Source organism: Thalassotalea litorea (genome assembly GCF_043642205.1).
Classification (GTDB): domain Bacteria; phylum Pseudomonadota; class Gammaproteobacteria; order Enterobacterales; family Alteromonadaceae; genus Thalassotalea_A; species Thalassotalea_A litorea.
Window position 1 is genome coordinate 19475 of sequence record NZ_JBHZSG010000021.1, and the last position, 19745, is coordinate 39219.

A 19745-nucleotide genomic window follows, 5' to 3' on the forward strand; every position below is an offset into this window, starting at 1 on the left:
TTAATCCTATAAATTGTTATTCGTTTGTTGTAATCGCACGTGCTGCTTGTTGTGCGGTTAGAATACATCCTGACAGGAAAGTTCCTTCTAACGACCTTGCACCACTGGCGCCACCGCCGCCAAAGCCCGCCGCTTCACCAACGGCATACAAGCCTGGAATAGGCTGCTGGGATGAGTCTAGTACCTGAGAACTGAGGTTGGTCTGAATGCCGCCTAAGCTTTTTCTGGAAATCAGAGCCACTTTAATGGCAATCAACGGACCATGTTTTTCATCCTGAATCGGATGTGGCTTACAGGTTCTTAGCTTATCGGCTTTCCATTTTCTGGCGTGCTCGATATGGCGAATTTGATCATCATTCCACTGACTCTCGGGACGCGCCAGTATCTCGTCGTAATCATCTAAGGTTTGTTGCAGCACAACGGGGTCGATATCTTGGGTGCCAGCAAGCTTATTCATTGCATTACAAAGCTCGCTAAGATTATCCGCAACGATAAAATGATCGCTGCTATCCTGCATTTCTTTGACGAATCGATGATTACCGAGCACAGTTTCTTTGAGGAAGGTTAAAAACTTCTTATCGCGGATCATCACATTGTGTTCAGAGCCGGAAACGGCAAATTCTTTACTGGCTATTTTCCAGTTAAGAACATGCCAGGCATAACCTTTTTCCTGATCCGCCATACGCTGGCAAAGATAGTTGGTATCAAAGCCTGTTACCAAAGGATCCGGTCCGATCCTTTTTCCCTGATAATCAAGCCAAAGGGCTGATTTACATGGGATCAAACTCAAACCATGTCCCTCAAAGTGCGGCTTAGGGTGGGGGATGCCCGCCGCATAGTTCCACATTTTGTCCATGTGGGTTAGCTGAGCACCATGACGATTCACTTCATCATGCATGGCACCATCGCTGCTTGGATGTGTTCCGTTCAGTAACGTATCTGGAGCGGGTGACCAGTGTGCCGGCCAGTTTGCTTTCACCTTTTCGATATTTCCGGTAAAGCCTCCTGTCGCAACCACTAACTGCGAGCCGATAAATTCATTAATCTGGCCATCGCCAGACCTTGCGATACAACCGATGATCCTGTCTTCGTGATGAATAAGTTCGGTGGCTTTACAGTGAAAATCAAAGGTAAGTTTGTGCTGCTGTTGAAAGGGCTTTAGAGCCGATAGAACCACGTTTACCAGTTCTAACGACGTGCCCCAGATAACATGGTAACGGGGCACGGAATTACCGGGAGAAAACAAGCCGCGCTCCACCCAGTTAACCGCAGGTAAAAATTTGATCCCCAAATCGCGAAGGTAACAGTAAACATCCTGATAGCTGCGGTTTACATAAAACTCCGCCCATTGTTTGGGAAACACATCCTGTTCGCTAAAATCAGCAAATGCCTGCCAGTCTTTCAAGGCAATGTCTGGCGTGTCGACTATACCATTGCGTTTTTGCTCCGGGGTGCCGACTAAAGCCATACCACCGAACGCCCAACGCGCAAGGCCGCCAATCTCCGCTTCACCCTGGGCATCGATAATATGTACTGTCTTGCCTTTACGCAGCAATTCTAACGCACAGGTTAAACCCGCAATACCCGCGCCTATGATGATGACATCAGCTTTTTTTTGCATAGAAAACCTTTTAGATCTTTAACGAATTTGCCTGTCTGTTGCGTGAACTCGCCCAGAAAGACATAATGCGATTAACTTCATAATAATAAATGTGCGCCACAGCGCTATAGTAAAAATTACCCAATGGTTGTCATTTCATGATCACACAAGACTTAAACGCTGCAATGGCCTTGCCGATGCAACAACTCATTTCCCGCTTGTATACGGCAACCAGTCGCATTGAATTGCAGGAATTTCGCCATTGGGCATTGGCACAATTACAAGGCGTTATTGATTTTGATGGCGCCATTTGGAGTAATGGCCATCAGCAAACCTTAACTTTTCACAATCGCACCCGGTTTAACGTTCCTGAACAACTATCTGAGCGGTTATTAAAATATCTGGCCATTAATCCAATGGCGGATGTATTGTTAAGCAATCTTGGTAAGCCCATTGATATGCAGGACTTACTTGATGACGAGGCGTTTTACCAGTCTCAAATTTATCAACAATGTTTTCAACCGTTAGGTATTGAACGCATTCTCGCTTCCATGCATCTTGATGAGCGCAGCGGTTTATTCACTTTGTTAACCTTGTATCGCTTTGAACGAGATAAACCTTTCTCAGCAGCCGATAAAGCCAATCAGTCAATTGCTTTGTACCATTTGCTAAAAAGTGCAGAGCACGCGCTGTTTATTACATTAGAACAGCAACCTGACAGCGCTGCTCTTAGTCACAAAGGTATCTGTGATAGTCAGGGCTATTTTCATCAGGTGCAATCGAGCATGCTGGATTTACTGGAGCAACATTATCCTGATCCCGGGAAAAGCTATGATCGCTTACCGGATGATTTATTGGCTACGTTTAGCAAACAGCTGCAATCACCAAACGCCATTGAAGAGTTTGCTGCAGGTGACAACCTGCAATTAAAAGTCACGGATTTTAATGAGCTGTTTATTGTAGAACTTTGGCCAAATGGACCACTGGATATTTTGAGCAATCGCGAAAAGCAGGTCGTGGCGGCGATTAATCAAGGGATGACATTTAAACAGGCGGCTCAGGTTTTGAATCTTTCCCCTTCAACCGTCTCCAATCATCTCTATCGCATCTATCAAAAACTTAATATTGGCTCAAAGGCACAACTGCGCTCGCTTTCCTCCCCAAACGCCCATATCTAACCAATGGTTACGCGTAACTTTAATCGGTGTTTTTCGACCAATATTTGATTCGTTTTTCTGTTGATTGGCGATGCCTAACATCCGCATATAGACTTAACATATTTGTTAAGGTTAGGTGACGATACCGTGTGGCTTCCAAGTAAACTTTTATTTATCTACAACGAAGAAAATGACAATCGCAATGCGCTAATGCAAGCCTTAATCATGGCGAAAAATTCGCAAGCAAGCGTCACCATTGCCTCTGTACTTCCCAGCATCCTAAATACCGAAGCACTAATTAGCAGCGAGTTTGAAGACTCGGACCTCTACCAATCAATGATGCAGGCGCACCTAAATCTGCTCGATAGTCTTGGTGACTATGCCGAGGGGGTTGAGGTGCATCATAAATTGCTGCTTGGTATGCCATTTATCGAGGTAATTAAAGAAGCGATGGCGGCTAAATACGATTTGGTTGTTAAAGCCGCCGATAATGAGGGGCTCTTGAATCGGGTATTTGGTAGTGAAGATATGCGTTTGATGCGCAAGTGCCCAGTTCCGGTTTGGTTGGTACAGCAAAAATTAACCGGTGATGAAAACAGTGATAAGAAACCGGTTATCCTTGCAACGGTTGATGCCAGTGAAGATTATCCCGAACAGGAACTACAAACCCGGCAGTCATTAAATTTTAGTGTGATTGAAATTGCGGTATCGATCGCATTGGCAGAAGGCGCTGAACTGCATCTCTTGTCCGTTTGGACGGCCAATTATGAAAGTAGTATGCGTGGCCCACTAATTGGGACGGCAACAGACCAGGTAGATCGGTATGTTGATGATCTGAAACATCAGCACGATGAATCTCTAAACAGAATGCTTGAACACACTTATAGCTTGTTAGGGGATGATGTCGAGCAATACATCAAACCTAAAGTGATTTCGTTAAAAGGATCGCCGCGCAAGAAAATTGCTGAATACGCGCTGCAGATTGACGCCAGCCTCGTGGTTATGGGCACGGTAGCAAGAACGGGTATTGCTGGCTTTATTATGGGCAATACCGCGGAAAATATTCTTTTACAACTGCAACAATCGGTCATTGCCGTAAAACCCCAGGGGTTTGTATCACCGGTAGCCTTGTGATGGGTTAAGCTGAAAAAATATCAGCCATAACAAGTGGTTGAAATCCAAGTTAGCTTTGAGTCAGATCAAACTTGAATGTTACACTGCACGCTATACTAAGGTTTATGCAAACTCGCACGGGTTCAAACCGCAACTCTATAAAAAACGATAGAGAAAACTCAATAAACAAATTTAATCATTCTTAGCAATTACAGGATGTCTGAAATGACAAAAGATTGTGTGTTGGTCATTAACTGTGGCAGCTCTTCATTAAAATTTTCTTTGATTATGCCCGAAAGTGGCGACACCTTATTAACAGGACTTGCAGAAAGACTGCTGTCGGCAGATGCCAGTATTACCATTAACATTCAAGGTGAGAAAACAAGGTCTAGCTTACCAGAGCCCTTTGATCATCAAAGTGCTTTATCCCATTTGGTATCTTTTCTGTATCAACACAAATATGAACAGCGCTTGCTGGCGATAGGCCATAGAGTGGTACATGGTGGCGAGAACTACAGCACACCAGAATTGATAACACAAGTGGTCGAGCGCACCATTGACGCGCTCTCAGCGTTAGCCCCCTTACATAATCCGGTCAATTTGATAGGGATACGAGCGGCAAAGCAAGCGTTTAATCATCTCCCGCAAGTTGCCGTATTTGATACGGCATTTCATCAAACCATGCCGAAAACGGCATATTTATATGGCTTACCCTACAAACTATACGAGCAGCACAGCATTCGCCGTTACGGCTTTCATGGCACCAGTCATTATTTTGTCAGTAAAAAATTTGCAGAGCTAAATGAGCAATCCATCGATAGTACGTCTGTGATCACGGCCCATTTAGGTAACGGATGTTCGGTCGCAGCCATTGACCATGGTAAATGTGTCGATACCTCGATGGGTTTGACACCGTTAGAGGGGCTGGTGATGGGAACACGCAGTGGTAGCCTGGATCCGGGGATCGTTTTTCACCTATGCAAGCAGCTCGGTTATCGCATTGAACAGGTCGATGACCTGCTAAATAAAGAAAGTGGTTTACTGGGCATATCCGAGTTGAGTAACGACTGTCGGACACTTGAACAAGCCATGGAAAACGAAGACGATGAAAAAGCGAAACTGGCGATGGATATCTTCTGTTATCAAATCAGCAAAACTATCGCCAGTTACAGTGCCAGTTTAAGCAAGCTTGACGGTATCATATTTACCGGCGGCATCGGCGAGAATTCATCCTTGGTGCGTGAACGGGTTGTCAATCGTCTTAAATTGTTGAATGTGTTGATTGATGACACAGCCAATGAGGCCACCCGGTTTGGCAAATGTGGCAATATTGGCAAAGTCGGCCATACCGGCTGTTGGGTGATCCCGACCAATGAAGAATGGGTTATCGCCGAACAAACCTATCAATTAATTAATGAGGGCAGCTAATGGCTCGTCGTATTATGTTCGTCCCGGTCGGCTTTGGCGTTGGCCTTAGTAGTGTTTCCTATGGTTTCTATCATAAGCTTCAGCAGCTTGGTGTTAATGTTGGTTATTTCAAGCCGATAGATCAACCGTCTCGAAGCGTCATGAAAACTCAAAACAACAATAAAAATAGTACGCTACATCAACATTCTATTTCTTTGTCTTACTTGGAAGAACAGGTTGGGGAAGGGCAACAGGATGTGGTGCTTGAAGAGATTGTTGGCAATTGTCAGCAATATGATCAGGATGTGTTAGTCATCGAGGGTTTAATACCAACCACACGCCAACCTTACGCGGCACGTATTAATCAATTGGTGGCGCAAACCTTATCGGCCGATGTGATTTTAGTGGCGGCACCGGACACCGACACTCCGGAAGAATTTGAAGACAGAATTGATGTCAGTGCGAAAACGTTTGGCGGTTTGGAAAATCGCAGGTTATTGGGATGTGTGATCAATAAACTGAACTCGCCGGACAAAGATGTGTTTGGGTTATTACCCCGGGAAACTGACATTAATCGCGAATTTGACCCGCAACCCTGGTTGGATTTAGCTATTTTTCATCGTCCGGAATTTGATTTGATTGGTGCCATTCCCTGGGAAATTGATTTAGTCGCGCCAAGAGTTTTAGATGTTTGCCAATATTTGCAGGCGAGTATCGTAAACCGTGGCGATATTGAACATCGTCGCATTCGCTCGATCAGTTTTTGTGCTCGTACTGTCGCCAACCTCACCAGTCATCTGGCAGCTGGCCGCCTGGTTGTAACCCCCGGTGATCGCACCGATATTATTATTGCCACCTGTTTATCAGCCATGAATGGCACCAAAGTGGGCGCTTTATTGCTCACCAATGGCATTCAGCCTCAAGGGAAAGTGCTCGAACTTTGTCAGCAAGCGTTTGATACGGGATTGCCGGTACTTTCCGTACCTTGGGATACCTGGCAGACTTCACGTCATTTGATGAGCTATAACCCGGAAATTCCAGAAGAAGATGAACAGCGCATGAACCGAATTAAGGATTATGTTGCCGATAATCTGGATCATGACTGGGTCAGTCAGTTTGAAGTGCAAGATGGCAAAGAGGGGCTAATGTCGCCGCCAGCGTTTCGATTTAAACTGACAGAGTTAGCGCGTAAAGCCCATAAGCTGGTGGTGCTTCCAGAAGGAAATGAAGTGAGAACCATCAAAGCTGCGGCGATCTGTGCGCAGCGCAATATTGCCCGTTGTCAGCTGTTAGGCAATAAGGAAGAAATTCTGCGAATAGCGGAGCAGCAGGGTATCACTCTTCCTCCTGGGGTCATTATTACCGAGCCTGAGGCTATCCGAGAAAATTATGTCGGGCCCATGGTAAACCTTCGTAAACACAAGGGATTAACGGATATTGTTGCTCGTGAAGAGCTGAAAGATAATGTCGTACTTGGTACGATGATGCTGCAATTAGGCCAAGTGGATGGCCTGGTTTCCGGCGCGGTGCACACCACGGCCAATACGATCCGTCCGGCACTACAATTAGTCAAAACGGCGCCGGGCACGTCGTTAGTATCGTCGGTGTTCTTTATGCTGTTGCCTGAGCAGGTGTTTGTCTATGGCGATTGCGCGATTAATCCAGATCCTAACGCTGAGCAGTTAGCCGATATTGCGATCCAGTCCGCCGATTCCGCGGCAAAATTTGGTATAGAGCCTAAAGTGGCGATGATTTCCTACAGTACCGGGCAATCGGGTACTGGACAGGATGTTGAGAAAGTGGCCAAAGCCACCAAAATTGCCCAGCAGAAACGCCCGGATCTGTTAATTGACGGACCGCTTCAATATGACGCTGCGGTAATGGAAAATGTGGCTAAGAAAAAAGCGCCCAACAGTAAGGTTGCGGGTAAGGCTACGGTATTTATCTTTCCGGATCTTAATACCGGGAACACCACTTACAAAGCGGTACAGCGATCTGCCGATCTTGTCAGTATTGGACCTATGTTGCAGGGGATGAATAAGCCGGTGAATGATTTATCTCGTGGCGCTTTAGTTGATGATATTGTCTATACCATCGCTTTGACGGCAATTCAGGCTGGCGAATAACGATATAGGATCAGAGTCTGTAAACGGCTCTGATCCTTTTTCATTTTCTCTCTTTCAAAAAACGTGCTGGCTAGGATCTGGCGTGCAGCTAAAGGTGATTGGTATGAAGTACCAGCAAGCTAATAAGTCCGCATTATTCCGTGGCTCGACGAAACCATAATCCGGCTTTTTAAACCGCCATCCCGCGGGGCGACGAAGTCATAATCATACTTTTCGCTAAACCGTCATCCCGTGATGTCTTTACACGGGATCTCATATCAAATCGAACAGTTATATATTTTTGCTTACATATTATGAAAAAATAACCTTTGTAAATCGCTGATATAGCTTTTAAATTTCATAATATGCAGCAATCAAGGAGCAGTCTATTGGCCATTTTATCAAACGAACCAAAAGCGAATACAGGGCCTGACAATAGCAATTCACAACCATCGGACCCACAATCGGTGTCGTCGAGTATGGGCGCAATGAATGAAGTTGATGACGAACAAGCGGCAAAGTCTTATGTATTGAAACTGACTTGTCCGGACGATCTTGGCGTGATGGCAAAAATCACCGGCCACCTGTATCAACATGGTGCATTTATTATTAATGCGCGTCATTATGCCGATCCTGAAAAGCTGCTATTTAACATGCGTATCGAGTTTGACGACAGACAGCTAACTTGCAGTGCTGAACAGTTTGCACGCGACTTTGCAGCGTTTGCTGAAGTGATGCAAATGACTTATCAGCTTCGTTGTGCCAAACAACGTCCGAAAATAGTCATTATGGTAAGTCGCGACGATCATTGTCTGCACCTGTTGTTAAGCAAATGGCAATCCGGTGTACTCAAAGTAGATATCAGCGCCATTGTATCTAACCATCAAAGTGCAAAGAAAATCGCTGAATTTTACGGTATCGACTTTCATCACCTACCAGTCGATAAAGCCAACAAACCGCAACAAGAAGCCCGATTGTGGCAACTATTCTCGGAATATCAGGCTGATTTACTGGTGCTGGCGCGTTATATGCAAATTCTGTCTGATGACCTTTGTCAGAAGCTGCGCGGCAGAGCTATCAATATTCACCACTCGTTTCTTCCCGGCTTTAAAGGTGCTAAGCCCTATCAGCAGGCCCATGATCGTGGCGTGAAAATCATCGGAGCGACCGCTCATTATGTCACCGAAGATCTTGACGAAGGACCTATTATCGTGCAGGAAGTTAAACCGGTTGATCATGCAACGACCGTCCGCGATATGATAGAAATAGGGCACGATATTGAAGCTACAGCGTTAGCACGCGCTGTTCGCTGGCATGTGGAAGATAGGATCTTACTGAACGGTCATCGTACCGTGGTATTGTAAGAGCAAATTAATACAGATGGATATCGATTAGGGCTCTTGAGGTTTTGATAAGCAGCGCGTACCATCGCTGAAAACAAAAACCACAGGATTGCCTTTATGACCTGGCTGAAAACCCTATTTTTTACATTAATCGCACTTTTCATCGCGGTACTTCTTCTTTTAAAACCCATTGCTGGCGTATCACCTATGTCGCTTGGCGCTGCAGCCGATGTTGCTACTGGACTTGGGGCTAAGATTGCATGCTCCGGGCGCTATATTACAGGTCTTGATGATAGCCAGGTAATGGCTGATTTGGCATCTTATTCGCCGGCATACTCATTGGTCGAAGTTGACTATGACGATAAACAGAAAAAAGCGTATGCAAACCTGTTAGGTTTGTCGCCAATGAGCGCTACGTTTCGAGACGGCATTGGTTGTACGCTGGATATTGGTGACACGAAAACACTTGATGCGGTAAAGGTTGTTGCCATTAAAGCCTCTGAGAAATCCTGGCCAGAGGGTAGTGCGCTCAATGATATCGATGCCGATCTACAAACTCGTATTGAAGAACTCGTCGCCGAAGATAATACCCAGGGGTACCAAACTCGTTCATTACTGGTTGTTAAACATGGGAAAGTGGTGAGTTACGCAACCCAAGAAGGCTTTGAACAACATACACCTCATCTTGGTTGGTCAATGGGAAAAAGCTTTACCGCAATGATGGTTGGTAACTTAATATATCAGCAGCAGCTTGCACTAAACGAAAATCAGTTATTTGAAGCCTGGCAACACGATGAGCGTCGCAACATTGACCTGGAGAGCTTATTGCAAATGTCATCGGGTCTTGATTTTGATGAGACTTATGCGCCAGGCAGTGATTCTACCCGCATGTTGTTTTACACCTATTCAGCATCAGATATCGCCATGCAAAGCCCTTTAATTTATACACCTGGTGAACATTTTTCCTACTCTTCCGGTACCACTAACCTATTGTCCAGACTGGTTTTTGAAACGTTAGGTGGCAGTGTTCAACAGCAAATGGACTATTTGTATGAGCAATGGTTTGAGCCGCTTAATATGGCGCAATCGACATTCGAACCGGATCCAAGCGGTGTGTTAGTGGGTAGTTCATATATCTACGCCAGTGCCCCCGATTGGGCGAAACTCGGTCAGGTCATGTTAAACGGCGGCGAGCTAAATGGTTCGCGTTTTTTGAGTGAAGCGTGGGTTGCTCAGGCGCAATCCGCAAATTCATCGAAAAATGATCCGCGCTATGGATATCAGTTTTGGTTAAATGGCGGTGGCAGTGAATTACGTTGGCACGAATTACCCGAAGATGCTTATGCAATGTCGGGTAACCGTTCGCAGATAGTGATGATTATCCCGTCACAGGACATGGTTATTGTGCGCCTTGGCTGGAGTGCTGAGCCATACCCAACCTCGGAAAAACTGGCTAAGGTGATCGATCTGATCCCGAACTAGCCTTGCAAATAGGCAACTGAGACAAGGTCAAATCGATTAGCCAAGTAAAAAAGGGAAAAGTCACCGACTCTTCCCTTTTTAGTGTTAAGCGATCATTCTTAACTATGGTGAACCGCTGACCAGACCATCAGCAAATGGCATCACGCCAATAAGGTTTCGAAATTCACTTTTGTCTGCAGAACCACAGCTCATTATCTCTTCACATGTTCGCCCAACAATACGAGTACCTGTCCCTGTATTGTATTTATCTGGTCGTGTACTCCGGAAATGTTGTATTTCATTGTTAAGCAGATCCTGTAAATTAGGTGAGCTTACTTCTACAACTTCCATTTCATTCTCAGGCCATGCGATTTGAGTGGTTGCTAGGGTTGACGCTTTATCATCAGCTGCAATATTCGTCTTTTCTATTGGCTTTGTATACTTACTTACAATTTCGTATATGTCTGGAAAATTTGTTTCATTAAATGAAGATTGATTACTTAAATGACTGATAAATAATCGAGATCTAAGGTGGTTATGCTTGTAAGCCTTGGTTAACCACTTATCTGTTTCATCGTAGTCTCGGATTCCATAGGAGTCGTCCGAATGGATTACCGCCAGAATATACATTGATTCGCGATGATTATCTCGGGCAGCCATCTTAAGGTATTTAACGGCATTATCGAGGTCTTTAATTGAGCTATCTGTTAGATAGATGTAACCAAGTTTATATGCTGCTGTTTGCGATCCGTACTTGGCACCACGTTTAAAACTTCTTATCGCGCTATTTGTATCTGGTTCGGTTCCAAAACCATGGTAATACATCTCACCTAGACCAGAATGGGCATCGGCATAGCCTTTCTTTGCATATTTCTTGTATTCCTTAAAATAAATCTTGCAAGGTTCGGTCATACAAGGACCTATGTTTGTGGCTAACGCTTGACCAGAAAGCACGGTAAAGCACAACAATAATGATAGATAGAAAAAACGCATTCCATTGTCTCCTTTTAAATTCAGTTTAAAACATTAGCAAAAGGAAATAACCATTACAATTTATTAACGTGTTGTTTTATATCTATTTATATGTTTTTTTAAATTGATTTCTGGTTGACTATTTATACAGATAGAGCGCATGATTACTGTGAAGGCCCGTTCACGGATAGGGTACGTTCGCGACGATCCAAAATGGAAAAAGCAATTCGTGCTACTGTATGTTCAAGGAACTTGGTAGATTTCAGAACAAGGCCTTGCCAACAGCCATAGAGTGATTTTTAACCAGGTGCGGGGTAAATATATTGTCATTTCTATCGATAGAAAGGTCTGGTTGTTTTGCCAAATCTATCGCCAGTTGAGTTGAGCGTTCAGCCATCTTTTTAATTGGAGTATGTATGGTGTGAAAATTTGGAACAGTCATTTTACTATATGTTGAATCATTAAAACCGATTACAGACACCTCTTTAGGAATCGATATCCCTTGCTTTTGTAAGAAGTTAACTGCGCCATATGCAGTTGCATCATTGAAACAAACTACGGCTGTAAATTTTTGGCCAGACGCTAATAAATTATAAATCGCATCTTGCCCTCCTTGTATAGTGCCATCGGTTTGTTCAATAAGTCCTGCTGAGAGTGTGATACCCCTGGCTTTTAAAATTTGTTTAAAATATAAAAAACGCCTACTCGAATGCAGTAAAGAATCCGGTAAATCAAGCACGGCAATATGTTGGTGTTGGAATTTAACTAACTCGTCAACCATTAGCTGTGCCGCAATCTGATCGTCTAACCATATGCATCGGTGCTCAATCTCTTTGATTTTTCTGTCAAAAATGACTAAGCCTGGGACTTTGTCCGCGTACTCTACGATCCGTTGATCGCTGATAGATGTGGAGAAAAGTATAACCGACTGGTAACGTTGCTGAATTAACGTATTTAGTGCGCCCAACTCTTTATCTTGATCAAAAGAAGAGGAATTCAACACAATTTGAACCTCATTATGTGAGGTGACGTTTTCAATACCACTGACAATTGATGAAAAGTAGGGGGTTATAATGTTAGGTAAAATTACACCAATGGCAGACAAATTGCCTTTATTGAGCGCTCTAGCATTTTGGTTAGGATAGTAGTTCAGCTCGTTAATGGCCGTTTGGATCTTCTCTCTGGCGAGCGCACTAACGCCTGGTTTGTTATTCAGTACTCTAGAAACTAACGCCGGTGAGACGCCAGCTTTTACCGCAACATCCTTAATTGTTTTCACTGTGGGCTCACTATGGTTTGAGTACTCGAACGGAGCTTCAAAACAGGGAAGTATTGGTATCCCGATTCGTTAAGACTATTTTGTTGAGATATTATATTCCATGCAACTTCTACTGCTTTTCTGGCCATGATGTTGACGGGGTAATGAATGGTAGTTAATGGCGGTTCACATTTTTGTGCGATCAGTAAATCGTCAAAACCAACCACAGATATTTGTTGAGGAATAGATATACCAGCTTGCCTTAACTTAGCAATGACGCCAATAGCCATCGAATCGTTAAAACATATTACGGCGCTATAGGTTTGTGACTTTCTTAATAATTGTTCAGCACAACTATAGCCTCCCCAAAAATTACTTTCACCATATTCAATATTGGCTTTATTTAACTTTCGTCGATGCTTTTCGAACGTACTTTTAATGCCATTTAATCTTTTTTGGGCGTCAACAGGTTTATTGTTTGCAGATACAATCGCAATATTTTGATGACCATTCGACAATAAATATTCGGTAACCAAGGCAGCTCCTGCCTGGTTATCAAAACTAAGGCAACGACTAGCGATATCAGAGATATATCGATTTAATACAATTAACCCTTTTACTTCTTTGCTTAACTGCAAAAGCTCCGGGTCTGAGAGCGCAACACTGTAAATTATGACTGAGTTGCAGCCATCAGCTTGTAGACGCCGTATCGCCTGAGTTTCTTTATTTTTATTGCTACAACCTGTACTTACCAATACCTGTATGCCTAATTGCCGGGCGAAGTGTTCTACTTCATGAACAATCGTCGCATTGAACGGATCGGATAACTCAGACAGTACAACGCCTATCATGACCTTGTCGTCTTTGACTAATTGCCTCGCATTGGCATTTGGAATGTACTTTAGGTCAACAATGGCTTGCTGGACCTTCAATTTAGTTTCAAGCGTTACATGTTCTGGGGTGTTTACTACTCTGGAAACGGTCGCAGTCGAAACATTCGCCAGTCTTGCAACGTCTTTAATTGTCGGCATAGTTTTGTCATTACTTAGCTATTTCGATCACTCTAGAACAAATCAAAATCAATGTAAAACGTTTACATTGATTTCGACATGGATATGATTTTTATGGTGCTGTAAATTATTGAAACTCCCGGTTGACTGCGTTTCCTCACTTTCTATATGGGGTAAATGTAAAGTTTCTAGAAATTACATCCGCATTTTTCTTGTTTGATCTGTGTGCTCCGTTTACATTGATTGTTAACAATTAACTTTTTAGTTGGTTTGTTGCATAGCTCCAACGCAATAAAATCAATGGGATAGTTATATGTCGTAGGCGAATTATAAAAATAGAAAACGCCGACAATAAAAATAACAGGGGGAGTAAATGAAAAAACTTAAATGGATAACATTATTGGCTGCACTCGGTATCGAGGTAGTACCTGCTTATGCGAATCAAGTTAAGGTTGATGTAAATTTAAACATAAAACATGAAGTAAATGGGGTCTCAGACTTCAACCGTAAAAAACACATTACGGTCCACTCTGCGCTCACTGAAAGTGATTGGCACAACGAAGCAGAGACGATGAATTACCTAATGAATGACCTTGATGTATATTTTGGTCGTGATAACGGCATGGCATCTTGGATATTTAAAGCCACTGCGCAAGATCCAAACACCCCTGGAAGACCTCATATCGAAGACCTGGCTAATTTTGGTCAATGGCACAAAGACAATATGTATGACAATTTAGCAGAGTCATTACGTGCTTATGAGGACCGAAGTGATGAAATGATCATGGGCATTACACCTCATGGTCCTTTTCCAACCCAGTCGTATTGGGAAAAAGACTTAGCGGGCAAAGACGATGAAGCCGGGAAATATGTATTACGTCATATAGATTACGGTGCAGAATGGGTCGGTGAATATCTAGATCAATTCATGCGTAAATCTGGTGAGACAAGTGGCGTGTTAATGCCAAAATACTGGGAAGTGATTAACGAACCCGATATGGACATCAATGTCGGTCGAACCTTTGTTATGTCGAGTTTTGAGCAATTGTTCGAATACCATAATTTGGTTGCTGATCAAATCAAAACAAAACTTCCAGAATCAGAACGCCCTTTAATCGGCGGTATGACATGGGGTTTACATGATTTAGAAAATGGCGATTTGTCAGAGCGTTTTCCGACTCAGGATAGAGCGGTTCGAAGTCGCTATGCGTATGAAGAGGGCGATTTAGAAGACTTCTTGCAAGCCATAACGTCATCTGAGTATTGGGTAAGCCAAGACGATAAGTACTTCCAATGGGATGCTATCTGGAAAGGCTTCATGGATGCATCTGGTCACAATATGGATTTTTATTCTCTTCATTTATATGACTGGGCACACTTAGGCGATGATCCTCGTCAAGGCAGTACGTTTCGTCGAGGTATGAAAACAGAAGCTATATTAGATATGGTGGAATGGTACGACGCACAGGTTAATGGTGCGGATAATCTTAAACCCTGGGTGATCTCGGAATATGGTGCCATAGCATCAAAGCACGGCAAATTAGAGTTTCTTGAGAATGATTACCGATACTCAGACTGGTTACACCTGAGAACATTCAACCAAATGTTTATGCAGATCTTAACGCGGCCTTCGCAAGTAGTTAAGTCTATGCCATTTGCGCCTATCAAAGCCAAATGGGGATTATTAACCGGTCCAAATGGAGAAGCCATTCGATACGAAGCGGCGTTAATGCACACCGACGAAGCACTTTCTGCAAACTACGACACGGCTGATTGGTATGTTACCGACAAAATTCAGTGGTATGAGTTATGGTCAGATGTGAAAGGTACACGGATTGATACCCATTCAAGTGATCCGGATGTACAGGTTGATGCTTATGTTGACGGTAATCATACCTATCTTATTTTAAACAATCTCGAGTGGTACAACATTCCGGTAGACCTTTCATTTATTGGCGCAAATAACAATAATGTCGTTAGTGTCAATATGAAACATTCTTATTTAGCCGAAGGATTAAGCCCAACCAATTTAGGACGACCAATTTTAGCAGAGGCTAGAATGGACACGTTGCCTGAGTCTGTGACATTGGAACCAGGCTCAACCATTATTCTTGATATTGAATATCATGATGAAATCGCTATCACTTCTACTATGACAGAGAAGAAGTTTTACGGGGAAAGTTTATCGGGAGCCGGCAAAGGTGAAGCTGCAAAGGGTCAGGTACATCGAATATTAGGTACAAATATGACAGGCAACATTAATAATGTTGTCGTACCCAAATTTGGTGAGGCCCGATTAAGAATCGCAGCAGAATTTTATCCTTTCCATGCGTCAAAACCGGCTAACAATACATTTACCATAAATGGTTATACGATTGACGTGCCAACTCAGGTTAATGCAAATGCCAGTGGTTTAATGACCGAACATTATGACTACATGGGGCCAGAAGTTGATGAAACTAGCGTTTCTCTAAACCTGATAGATATCCCGGTTCCATTAGAGTATCTACAACAAAACAATGAAGTGACGGCAACCGTAGCTTCTGCACGTGCATTTACTGCGATCAGTTTATCCATTTGGAGTGCTGAACAAGAAATTGTTCGTTCTGCAAACGAGGAATGCGATACCGCGTGCACAATACCCTATGAATTGACGATAACTGGCGAGTCGAGTGTTTTATACGGAGAAACGATCAAGCTAACGGCGAACGTTTTACCACTAAATGCAGAAAATAAAAACGTTATTTGGTCTACGTCTGACGTAAAAGTCGCGGCGGTAGATCAAAATGGTTTAGTTACAGCAACTGGCACTGGCTCTGCCACCATTTCCGCAATAACTGCGCAAGGCATGTTAGAGTCAGTACACGATGTGAATGTGGTTGCGGTTGCTCCTACACACATTGAAATAACCCCTGTCAGTGTTAATTTAGCGCTGCATGAAACGTTAAAGCTCAATGCCACGATCACTCCGAATAATGCCACGATTAAGGCAATAACCTGGCATTCATCTAATGATGAAGTCGTGTCGGTTGATAACAACGGTTTGATAACCGCGTTAGCAAATGGCGTTGCCGATATCACTGTCACTACCGTAGATGGCAACGTTTCAGATGTCGTAACAGTATCTGTTGCAAGTGTTCCTCTAGAGTCCATTAATTTAGCAAGTAATGCGGTAATTGTGTTACCTGGCACATATCAAGCTAAGGTTGATTTTATCCCAAGCAATGCCACAGATACGTCTGTCACATGGCAGTCCGATAATTATACGATTGCAACGGTTGACGCAGATGGTTTGATCACTGGTGTTGCACCAGGGGCCACTACGATAACGATTACTTCGACAGATGGAAATCACAGTCAAGATATTATCGTAAATGTAATAGAGGCATCGTCAATTCCATCTGACGGTTTTGTTGTCGAAGCCGAAACCATGACAGCAACCGGCGGTATCTATGACGGTTTTACCGCAAGTTCCGTGGGGATTAACAATAATCAGACTGGCGACTGGGCTGAATACCAGGTTAACTTCCCTGAAGCGGGTGTGTATCAATTAACATTAGATGCCGGAACACCAACGGCTCCGGTTAATGGCGCGTCTGTTTATGTAAATGGTGTAAATTCTGGCTCTGCAGAGATACTTACGTCTGGTGACTGGGATGTCATGTTAAGTAATGTGATAAGTCAAAATGTTCTTATTTCATCTGCAGGCACACATACCATTCGTATTGAAAGCGTCGGGGCTGCAGGAAAGTGGCAGTGGAACGCGGATAAATTAACCTTTACGTTGTTAAGTCCACTGGATCCTGAGTTGGCACCCGAGCTAGAACCCGAGTCTCCAACGGATCCTGACGTGCCGGCATCACTCACTTTGCACAATGCACAACAATATTTAAATACGGATTATATTGTCGGTGATGTTCTTTCGGTCTTTGCCGATTACCATGCTGGCACGAATCAAACGGTTACGTCAGAAAATGGTGGGGTTAAGTTTTATCTTCGTGAAATGACTTCTAGCTGGAGTTTGGTTAATGATTACGAGGCATTTGATGCGTCCGCTATTGATAAAGAATCTGGGGTGGCAAGTGCGAATATATCTTTAGCAAACTTAACGCCTTCAGCGGACTTGCCCGCTGGAAATTTCTACTTCCTGTTTGCAAGCTTTGTCTCTAGTGATGGACAAACCTACAAAATTCCAGGTGTGAGTCCGATTACTATATTAGCGGATGGTGAAAATGAGCCAGAAGAGCCGACGGAACCTGAAATCCCTTCTGAACCAGGAATTGGTGTAGACGATGAAAGTAAATACTTAACCAGCGTTTTTGCAAAAGGCGGCAACATCAATTTAACCGCGGTTTTCTCAGCGGGTACCGGTAATACGGTGGTGGAGAGTGCTTTTGGAGGCGTTAATGGTGGATTATTATTTATCATTCAAGAGTTAAGAGCGGATGGCTCCCAAGTTAAGCGCGTCGTGGTTGGTGATTCAAGCTCTATTGGTCAACAAAGTGGCACACTCAATATTAGTCTACCGTTAGTTCACCCAACTCAAGGCGATTTAAAATTAACCTCTGAGTTAAACGCAGGGCATTATTACAACCTGACAGCTCGTTTTAAATCGAGTGATGGTAGTACGCAAATTCTACCGGGTATTTCTCCAATAATTATTGGTGAAGTTGCTTCGTCAACGGATCCAGAAGAACCAATGGATCCAGAAGAGCCAAGCGATCCTGATACACCAACGGAACCGGAAGAGCCGAATGATAATGGTGGCCTTGTCGACGGTGATGCGTTCACCATTGAAGCAGAATCCTTTAATGAAACTGGCGGACGTGTAGCTGGCGTTACTATCGGCGAGCGAGGCATCCCAACAGACAGACGTACAGTGACTGACAGTAACCAAAACGGTGACTGGGTAGATTACTATATAGAATTCCCAAGTGATGGCTTCTATCGCATCGAAATGGTCGCTTCCAGTCAAAATGCTAACTCACAGGCTGCAACCTATGTTGACGGAGTCTTGGTAGACGAAGTTCCCGTATTTACTGGCAATCAGGGGATATTTGAAAATTTTGTTCTGGCTGATTCTGTATTCGTTACGGCTGGGGTTCATACGGTTCGTATCGAAGCGACCTCAGCTGCTGGCAACGGTTGGATGTGGTTCGGTGATACGGTAACGTTCACGCATTTAATCGCGGATACACCGAATGTAGAATCTAGCTTTAGTTTTGCAAATAAGCAGGCGCTAACCTCAACGGTTTTTACGGTTGGTGGCGAGTTAGTTGTTGAAACAACCTTCGAAGCAGGAAGTGACAATGTCGTTTCTGATGCGTTTGCTGGTATCGAATACATGTTAATGGAAATGACCGCTGATCTTGATGTTGTGAATACGGTTTCTGTCTATGACGGTGATGCTATCGGACAACAAACGGGTACCTCAGCGGTGACAATGTCTTTAGCTGGTTTAACGCCTTCAAATGCGTTATCGAGTGGGAATTATTACTATTTAGTTGCTCGTTTTGATAGAAGTGTTAATGGTGAACAACGCCTAGAAGGTATTTCACCAATCATCATTGAATCAGATTTTGACCAAGATGGAATTGCTGACTCTTTGGATACCGATGATGATAATGATGGCGTTGAAGATTTAGTGGATACTTTCCCAATGGACGACACGGAATGGATTGATACTGACGGCGACGGTACAGGTAACAATGCTGATACAGATGATGACAACGATAACGTTGACGATGTATCAGATGCGTTTCCCTTAGATGCTTCTGAGTCACTAGACACAGATAATGATGGCATTGGAAATAATACAGACACTGACGACGACAATGATGGCGTTGCAGATATCTTAGATGCTTTCCCTTTAGATAATGCAGAGTCGGCGGATTTTGATGGTGATCGAATAGGCGACAATCGTGACACTGATGATGACAATGACGGCGTAAAAGATGACGTTGATGAACATGCTGGTGTGGTGAGCGGAAATGTTTTGCTTGACGGCATTGATACTGGTATCAAAGATCGTGTGAATGCACAAGGTGTACCGTTAAGTGTTGAACTTAATCAGTTATTAATCATCTGTGAAGGTAAAAACGCGGCAATAGATATGGGTTGTGGGATGAGCAACTTGAATAAATTACGCAAAGAGGGCCGCATAACCAGTAGTGAAGTACACCAGATCAATCGTGTATTAATCACACTGAAGCGAAATTAATTTGCGTTAGCCATTGCACAAAAAGCCTACTCTACCTATCAGAGTAGGCTCTTTTTTTTCAAACAGAACAATGAATTAAAATCTAGACCAAGACAAAAA

11 protein-coding genes are annotated in these 19745 nt (G+C 43.6%); 7 read left to right on the forward strand and 4 right to left on the reverse strand.

What is annotated here, in order from left to right; genetic code table 11:
* Nucleotides 1-16: 16 nt before the first annotated feature.
* A complete protein-coding gene (locus tag ACHUFQ_RS10605) occupies nucleotides 17-1621 on the reverse strand; it encodes an FAD-binding dehydrogenase (RefSeq protein ID WP_394175405.1) in 1605 nt (534 codons plus the stop codon).
* Between the two features lie 137 nt (nucleotides 1622-1758).
* Here ACHUFQ_RS10605 and ACHUFQ_RS10610 point away from each other — a divergent pair, with 137 nt between their 5' ends.
* From ACHUFQ_RS10610 to ACHUFQ_RS10635, 6 genes are all read left to right on the forward strand, one after another.
* Nucleotides 1759-2778, forward strand: a complete 1020-nt coding sequence (locus ACHUFQ_RS10610; protein WP_394175406.1) for a helix-turn-helix transcriptional regulator — start codon at nucleotides 1759-1761, stop codon at nucleotides 2776-2778.
* Between the two features lie 126 nt (nucleotides 2779-2904).
* Nucleotides 2905-3891, forward strand: coding sequence for a universal stress protein (locus ACHUFQ_RS10615; protein ID WP_394175407.1), 987 nt, complete (start codon nucleotides 2905-2907; stop codon nucleotides 3889-3891).
* Between the two features lie 204 nt (nucleotides 3892-4095).
* The gene (locus ACHUFQ_RS10620; protein WP_394175410.1) at nucleotides 4096-5298 is read left to right on the forward strand and encodes an acetate/propionate family kinase; all 1203 of its coding nucleotides are present in this window, start codon (nucleotides 4096-4098) and stop codon (nucleotides 5296-5298) included.
* Nucleotides 5298-7403 carry a phosphate acetyltransferase gene (pta, locus tag ACHUFQ_RS10625; RefSeq protein WP_394175411.1) on the forward strand — a complete coding sequence of 702 codons (2106 nt, stop codon included), beginning with the start codon at nucleotides 5298-5300 and terminating at the stop codon, nucleotides 7401-7403. The genes ACHUFQ_RS10620 and pta overlap by 1 nt, the downstream gene beginning before the upstream one ends.
* Nucleotides 7404-7771: 368 nt before the next feature.
* On the forward strand, nucleotides 7772-8746 hold the full coding sequence (gene purU / locus ACHUFQ_RS10630) for a formyltetrahydrofolate deformylase (RefSeq protein WP_394175413.1): 975 nt from the start codon (nucleotides 7772-7774) through the stop codon (nucleotides 8744-8746).
* 96 nt (nucleotides 8747-8842) lie between these two features.
* On the forward strand, nucleotides 8843-10207 hold the full coding sequence (locus tag ACHUFQ_RS10635; RefSeq protein ID WP_394175414.1) for a serine hydrolase domain-containing protein: 1365 nt from the start codon (nucleotides 8843-8845) through the stop codon (nucleotides 10205-10207).
* Between the two features lie 102 nt (nucleotides 10208-10309).
* On the opposite strand, the gene ACHUFQ_RS10640 is transcribed toward ACHUFQ_RS10635, so the two are convergent.
* From ACHUFQ_RS10640 to ACHUFQ_RS10650, 3 genes are all read right to left on the reverse strand, one after another.
* Nucleotides 10310-11179, reverse strand: coding sequence for a tetratricopeptide repeat protein (locus ACHUFQ_RS10640; RefSeq protein WP_394175416.1), 870 nt, complete (start codon nucleotides 11177-11179; stop codon nucleotides 10310-10312).
* 241 nt (nucleotides 11180-11420) lie between these two features.
* On the reverse strand, nucleotides 11421-12437 hold the full coding sequence (locus ACHUFQ_RS10645; RefSeq protein WP_394175418.1) for a LacI family DNA-binding transcriptional regulator: 1017 nt from the start codon (nucleotides 12435-12437) through the stop codon (nucleotides 11421-11423).
* Nucleotides 12434-13447 carry a LacI family DNA-binding transcriptional regulator gene (locus tag ACHUFQ_RS10650; protein ID WP_394175419.1) on the reverse strand — a complete coding sequence of 338 codons (1014 nt, stop codon included), beginning with the start codon at nucleotides 13445-13447 and terminating at the stop codon, nucleotides 12434-12436. The genes ACHUFQ_RS10645 and ACHUFQ_RS10650 overlap by 4 nt, the downstream gene beginning before the upstream one ends.
* Before the next feature lie 352 nt (nucleotides 13448-13799).
* Here ACHUFQ_RS10650 and ACHUFQ_RS10655 point away from each other — a divergent pair, with 352 nt between their 5' ends.
* Nucleotides 13800-19646 carry an Ig-like domain-containing protein gene (locus tag ACHUFQ_RS10655; protein WP_394175420.1) on the forward strand — a complete coding sequence of 1949 codons (5847 nt, stop codon included), beginning with the start codon at nucleotides 13800-13802 and terminating at the stop codon, nucleotides 19644-19646.
* Nucleotides 19647-19745 lie beyond the last annotated feature (99 nt).

What these genes read in the sequence shown, in the direction of transcription:
- ACHUFQ_RS10605 (WP_394175405.1), bottom strand. Translation starts at nt 1,621, where the DNA reads ATGCAAAAAAAAGCTGATGTCATCATCATAGGCGCGGGTATTGCGGGT.
- ACHUFQ_RS10610 (WP_394175406.1), top strand. Translation starts at nt 1,759, where the DNA reads ATGATCACACAAGACTTAAACGCTGCAATGGCCTTGCCGATGCAACAA.
- ACHUFQ_RS10620 (WP_394175410.1), top strand. Translation starts at nt 4,096, where the DNA reads ATGACAAAAGATTGTGTGTTGGTCATTAACTGTGGCAGCTCTTCATTA.
- pta (WP_394175411.1), top strand. Translation starts at nt 5,298, where the DNA reads ATGGCTCGTCGTATTATGTTCGTCCCGGTCGGCTTTGGCGTTGGCCTT.
- ACHUFQ_RS10635 (WP_394175414.1), top strand. Translation starts at nt 8,843, where the DNA reads ATGACCTGGCTGAAAACCCTATTTTTTACATTAATCGCACTTTTCATC.
- ACHUFQ_RS10640 (WP_394175416.1), bottom strand. Translation starts at nt 11,179, where the DNA reads ATGCGTTTTTTCTATCTATCATTATTGTTGTGCTTTACCGTGCTTTCT.
- ACHUFQ_RS10650 (WP_394175419.1), bottom strand. Translation starts at nt 13,447, where the DNA reads ATGCCGACAATTAAAGACGTTGCAAGACTGGCGAATGTTTCGACTGCG.
- ACHUFQ_RS10655 (WP_394175420.1), top strand. Translation starts at nt 13,800, where the DNA reads ATGAAAAAACTTAAATGGATAACATTATTGGCTGCACTCGGTATCGAG.